Genomic DNA, 6,000 nt, shown 5'->3' with positions numbered 1-6,000 from the left:
GAGCAAGGCTTCGGTCTTTGCCTAAGCTTATTGATCTAGCGATATTTTTCTGTCTATAAGATAGCGTTAGTAGTGGCATTTGGCTACGTGTTCTTTGTCCTTTCACGGCGGCTTAGCGGTCTCAAGTGCGGATTCCACGGCTATCCGGCCACCCTTAAGGCAGGCAGCAACGCCGAATTTAATTCACTACCATCGACCTCTTTTATCGACGCAGAAAGGTCGTCGTGGAGCAGTTATCCGTGCGTAAGATTCGAGAAGTGCTACGTCTTAAATTCGAGGTTGGCCTATCTACCCTCCAGGTCGCTATCAGCTTGCAAGTAGGTCGAGCCAGCGTCGGTGAGTACTTCAATCGCTTTGCTGCCAGCGACCTTGCCTGGCCCTCTGCGCTGACTGACGCCGAGTTGCAACGGCATCTTTTTCCGACGCCGCCCGCTGTCCCCAGTGATCAACATCCGGTACATCGATTACCGCAGTCCGCGTGGCTTGGACAAGCCCCTGATCCTGCAACTAGACAGCGGCCAGTGGCTGCGCGACGGTCTCAACCTGATCATCGGCGGCCCTAAAACCTGGCTCGCCTGCGCGCATGCCCACAAGGCCTGCCGGGACGGCTACAGCGTGCGCTACTTGCTTCTGCCGCGCCTGATAGAGGAACTGGGCCTGGCCCACGGAGATGGTCGCTTCGTCAAATTAATGGCCGGCGGGACATGCTTGAGCTGTTGGACGACCATTACGGTAACCGCTCGACGCTGTGGACAAATGGCACGCGCTGATCGGCGATCCGACCTTGGGCGATGCGATCCTCGACAGGTTGGTGTACAACGCTTATCGGATCGAACTGAAGGGCGAATCGATGTGCAGGCGTGTAACGAAATTGACGACGGCAGGGGCTTCTGATTAACAATGCAAACCTGCGTCGCTGCGCTAGGACCGGCCTGGCCGGATTAGCGTTGAACAGGTGGCCGTATGTTGGTGGGCTGAGTCGCCGGATGGTGGGGGAATACGCATGGTAGCGTTCAAGCGTTCAGATTTTCTGTTCATAGCAGAACCGTAGGGAGCGGTTGCTTTTTATAACCACGGATAGGAGAAATTTATGCCTGATTTGGAACCTTGGCAGAGTTTGTTGCTGGGGATTGGTGGCTTGTTGGGTACAATCGCCACAGCGGTGGCGACATTTTTCCTCTGGCGAGTAACGCTGGTTCTTGCCCGAGAGACCACGCGAATGGCTGAGGCTTCAGCACAACCTCACGTGGTGGTGACCCTAAGTCCCAATCGATGGTCTGTACGACACTTTGATTTACTCATCGATAACACGGGTAACGCCACGGCCTATGATGTTAAGGTTTCCTTCAACCCACCGCTTCAAAACGGAGAAGCCAGGGGCGTCAACGCAAAGATTCCCTTCGAGTCTGTGAGTGTTCTGAAACCAGGCGTGGGCCTTCGCAGCTACCTTTCCGATTACGCTCCATTGAAAGGGAAAGTGTTCGAAGTGGAAATATCTTGGCGTCGAAGCAGCTCGAATAAAAAGCGGGAGGGACATTTCTATATTTTGAGTATGTCTGACCATGAAGGGGTTAGCCGACTCGGAAATGAACCAGCAATTGATGTGGTTCGCCATCTTAAGGGGATGGAGAAAAATTTGGCCGACTTGTCTCGAGAGCACCTGACGGTCGACGTCTACAGCGCCTTAGATCGGGCCCATGAAAAGAGACAAATGGCTAGAGAGCAGCGGCGCCGGAGACACTCAAAAAATCAACAGGTCGAAACTCAGCAAGTGTTGGATAAAATTTCGGATTCTGATTGATTAACACGTATGAGGCGTCATTCAGTCAAGAGCTCCGATGCTGTTACTTGTGGCTGTGCGCAGGACACCCAGCTAAAAAAGGTTGGTCTATTCTGCTAGTAATCCGTCCCCTTTTGCTTTGGGCATCGAGTAATAGGCGAAAAAACTAGGAGCAGGCAGGGATGATCCTCACCGAAAATCAGCTGGACGAATGGGTTCGTGGAAACGCTCGTGATGCTCAGGGAGTAATAGTTGAATTAATTTGGCGTTTGGTGGCAGCGTCATGTCCGGCCCCGCTGGAGCGTCGGTTTCCATTGGGAGATAGCATCGGTCAACACGGCCCGGATGGTGTGTTGCATGTGAATCTATCTTTTGATCCGTTCGTACCGGAAGGAAGATCATTTTGGGAGGTAGGTACTGGGCTCAAAGCGGGTGATAAAGCTACTGCTGACTACAACGGCTTGGTCGAGGCAATCCCCGAAAATATTCGGCGACAGTCGAGCTTTGTATTTGTCACGCCCCTTTCTGGCAGAAGGGATTGGGAACACACTTGGAAGGAGGACTCTCAAGGGCGGTGGCTAGAGGATCGAATAGCCAGGGGCGAATGGGCGGAAGTAAGAATCATTGACGGCACAAAGCTAATCGACTGGATTTGCCAGTTCCCGGCGGTGGAGCTATGGCTTGCAAATATAATCATTGGATTGCCCCAAACCATCGAGACACCCGACCAGCGCTGGAACTTGATTCGCTCTATTGGTGAGCCGCCATCCTTGATGCCCCGCGTCTTTCTTACAGGTAGGGATGAAGCTTGCTCAAAAATTCATGAGATTTTCGTTGGGAATGCAATTCAATTAAAACTCAGCACCCGCTACCCAGATCAGGTTGTGGATTTTGTCTCCGCATATTTGGCTGAGCAGGGTGAAGAGTTCAGGGCTGATGCCGCTGGACGTTGTCTCGTTGTGTCGACGGTGGAAACTTGGAAGGCTTTATCCGCTCAGAGAGAAAAGCTCTTCTTGATTGCAGACTCCGGGCTAGATCTGAGCGGAGCTTCAGGCACCAAGTTGATCCAAATGGCAAGGCGTGCAGGACACGCAGTTATTTTTGGAGGCGCGGCGGGCGGTATTCCAGACCCTGCCAGTGCGTCGCTGCACAATCCTCGTTCACAGGATGTTAAAGAGGCACTCACTCACTCGGGATACGGAGAGGAACGAGCTCGCTCGTTGGCCCAAAAGTGTGCAGGAAACCTCGGATCTTTACTCCGGTGCCTCCAAAACCTTTCATTGATGCCTGAGTGGGCTGAAGGATCTGTCGCATCGGAATTAGCAGTTGCGATGATGCTAGGGGCTTGGGCTGATGAGTGCTCCGCTGATCGCACTATTGTGGAAAACCTAACGGGAAAATGTTACGGGGAGTGGATTGAGTCAATGCGAGTTGCAGCACTCGCCTCGGGCACTCCCCTAATTCATCAATATGGAGATTGGAAATTTAGCTTACGCTTTGAAGGCTGGTATGCGTTAGGGCCGAGGATATTTGACGAACATCTCGATCGTTTTAGAGCTATCGCTGTTTCGGTATTCACAGAGGCAGATCCTCAATTTGACCTCCCTGTTGAACAACGCTACGCGGCAGCTGTTCACGGAAAGGTTTTACTTCATTCGCAGGAATTAAGAAGGGGGTTGGCCGAAACCCTAGCTCTAGTAGGTAATCACGCTAAAGCACTGATTTCATGTAAGCCTAATAAGGCGGAGGCAACTGCCTCCAATACCGTTTATGAAACGCTATCCGGTGCTGGCTGGATACAGTGGGCAAGTTTAGGGGATTTATTGCCCTTGTTTGCGGAAGCTGCACCCAGCATTTTTCTCAAGGCTGTTGAGGATGCATTGGCACATGAAAATGGTCCTTTCGAAATTTTGTTTCGCCAAGAGGGCGGAGGAATAACGGGTCGAACTTATATTAGCGCCTTATTGTGGTCGTTAGAAACGTTAGCATGGGATCCTATTTATTTAAATAGGGCGGTATATTGCCTCGCAGAACTATGCCTGCTTGACTCAGGTGGTCAGTGGGCAAATCGTCCCGCAAACTCGCTAAGAGATATTTTTCTCCCTTGGTATCCACAAACATGTGCTTCCTTAAAACAAAGATATACAGCAGTGTCGCTTATAGTAGATGAACAGCCCGTCGTGGGCTGGAGGCTTCTATTGGCTCTCTTGCCTAGCTCTCACTCATCATCTTCGGGCACTCGGAAACCCGAGTGGAGAGAAACTATTCCAGATGACTGGGCAGATGGAGTAAAAGCATCAGAATACCATTCTCAGGTTCTACGATACGCAGATATGCTCGTGGATGAAGTGGCAAGTGATCCTGCAAGATTTTCAGATGTGCTAGATTGCATTGAGTGCCTACCTATAGAGGCAGGTGAAAGGTTTCTGAGTTATTTAGAAGTCGATGCGCCGGCTCTCTTGTCTGAAGACGATATCGTTGTTTTGTGGAACAAGTTGGTGGATGTCATTTCTAAGCACCGAAGATTCATTGATTCTGAATGGGCCATGTCATTGGAACGAATCAATAGGATCGCTGACACGGCGGAAAAACTATCTCCTACATCACCAGCTTTTATCCATCGCCGTCTATTCAGTGAAAGAGATTTTGATTTTTATGAGGAAGGGGGAAGCTTTGAAGAAAAAAGCCAGCGTCTTAGTCTAAGACGTGAAAATGCCTTGGCCGAAATCGAAGCTTTAGGTGGTTATGCATCCATCATAAATTTTTCTTTGGTCGTAAAGTCTTCTTGGCGAGTAGGGCTTGCATATGGAAAAATTGCTTCTGGTCAAGTGGATTTGATAATTTTGCCTGACTTAATAAGTAGTAGCGATAGAAAGATTGTAAGTTTTGTAGAAGGATTTGTGTTGAGCCGGTTTAATTCGCTGGGTTGGTCTTGGGTCGATAAACTTGATCTGTCGAAGTGGACACCATTTGACAAGGGTGTTTTCTTATCATATTTACCTTTCAATGAAAAAACTTGGGAGTACGTGGCGCGATTACTCGCATCTGACGATGATAGGTATTGGCGGGCCACATCTGCCAATTTTTTTGAGGAATCTGAAAAAATTGATTTTGCCATCGATAAGCTCATCATTAATGATCGTCCGAACGCAGCTTTAAGGTGCATTGGTGCTTGCATTCGTAAAAAATCGCCATTCAATCCTCAATTAGCAGTGAAGGCACTTTTGACAGCGCTTCGCTCAGATGAGCCTCAAAGTTCTATCGATTCATACCAGACTACGGAAGTTATTAAAGCGCTGCAGCGTCATTCTGGCGTGAGTTTGAGTGATATAGTTAGTGTCGAATGGGCATACCTGCCATTGCTAGACAAACATAGCGATGCCTCACCTATTTTTTTGTGGAAAAAACTCGCTCAAGAACCTGATTTTTTCTGTGAGGTCATACGTCTTGTTTTCAAACCTAAGAATCAGAACGAGACTGATGATTCAACTCCACTTGATGAAGGGCAGCAAAGGGTCGCGACCAATGCCTACCGCCTTTTAAATAATTGGCAGCATCTGCCGGGGCTGGTACTAAATGATGAATTTGACGGAGACTTTTTTAAGAGCTGGGTTAGCGCCGTGAAAGAGATGTGCACCACGACTGGACATCTGGAAGTGGCAATGTCCATGACCGGCCATTGCCTTATCTATGCACCGCAGGATCTCGATGGACTTTGGATTCATCGCTCGGTAGCCACTGTATTAAACGCAAAAGATGCAGAGCCCATGAGAGATGGTTATAGAGCCGCTTTGTACAATCAGCGCGGAGCACATTGGGTTGATCCCACAGGCGCAGGAGAGAAACTTTTAGCTGAAGGGTACAGGTCCAAAGCAAGCGATTTAGAGGAGGCGGGGTATCATCGTCTTTCAACCTCGCTGCGAGAAATGGCTGAGTCGTATGATCGTGAAGCTGAGTTTGTTGTAGCGAGAAGCATCAAGAGAGATTTATGAAGCTACCATTCAAAAGTGGCTTTTTGAGTTTTTTTAAAAAATGGCACATATGGGCCCTTTCTTAGGTGAGTCTATTTTACTTGTTCAGCCATTCCTCGGCGGCGTCGGCACCATACTTTGCTTCCATTCTTTCAAAACTTTGTGATTTTCACCCTTAGTTTCGATGACCTCTCCGGTATTGGTTTTTTTGGATTTAGGGACGGATTTTTTTAGCTAAACTAGTCTGTC

The 6,000-nt window shown here is 49.0% G+C and carries 2 protein-coding genes and 3 pseudogenes; 4 read left to right on the top strand and 1 reads right to left on the bottom strand.

Annotated elements, in window-relative coordinates; translation table 11 throughout:
* Positions 1–224: 224 nt before the first annotated feature.
* From J4E53_RS01315 to J4E53_RS01300, 4 genes and pseudogenes are all read left to right on the top strand, one after another.
* Positions 225–458, top strand: a pseudogene (locus tag J4E53_RS01315) (IS21 family transposase); the annotation flags it as partial.
* A 1-nt stretch (position 459) separates the two neighbouring features.
* Positions 460–898: pseudogene (locus J4E53_RS01310) on the top strand (ATP-binding protein); the annotation flags it as partial.
* A 192-nt stretch (positions 899–1,090) separates the two neighbouring features.
* The gene (locus tag J4E53_RS01305; RefSeq protein WP_103309413.1) at positions 1,091–1,801 is read left to right on the top strand and encodes a hypothetical protein; all 711 of its coding nucleotides are present in this window, start codon (positions 1,091–1,093) and stop codon (positions 1,799–1,801) included.
* A 161-nt stretch (positions 1,802–1,962) separates the two neighbouring features.
* Positions 1,963–5,772 carry a hypothetical protein gene (locus J4E53_RS01300; protein WP_103309414.1) on the top strand — a complete coding sequence of 1,270 codons (3,810 nt, stop codon included), beginning with the start codon at positions 1,963–1,965 and terminating at the stop codon, positions 5,770–5,772.
* 76 nt (positions 5,773–5,848) lie between these two features.
* Here the strand turns inward: J4E53_RS01300 and J4E53_RS01295 are convergent.
* Positions 5,849–5,961: pseudogene (locus J4E53_RS01295) on the bottom strand (transcriptional regulator); the annotation flags it as partial.
* Positions 5,962–6,000 lie beyond the last annotated feature (39 nt).

The organism is Pseudomonas sp. FW305-28 (assembly GCF_017351395.1).
Classification (GTDB): domain Bacteria; phylum Pseudomonadota; class Gammaproteobacteria; order Pseudomonadales; family Pseudomonadaceae; genus Aquipseudomonas; species Aquipseudomonas fluorescens_AA.
Note: the sequence above shows the minus strand (reverse complement) of the source record. Positions and strands in the feature narration are given on the sequence as shown.

Excerpts from the sequence above, each read along its gene's own strand:
- J4E53_RS01305 (WP_103309413.1), top strand. The coding sequence starts at position 1,091 with ATGCCTGATTTGGAACCTTGGCAGAGTTTGTTGCTGGGGATTGGTGGC.
- J4E53_RS01300 (WP_103309414.1), top strand. The coding sequence starts at position 1,963 with ATGATCCTCACCGAAAATCAGCTGGACGAATGGGTTCGTGGAAACGCT.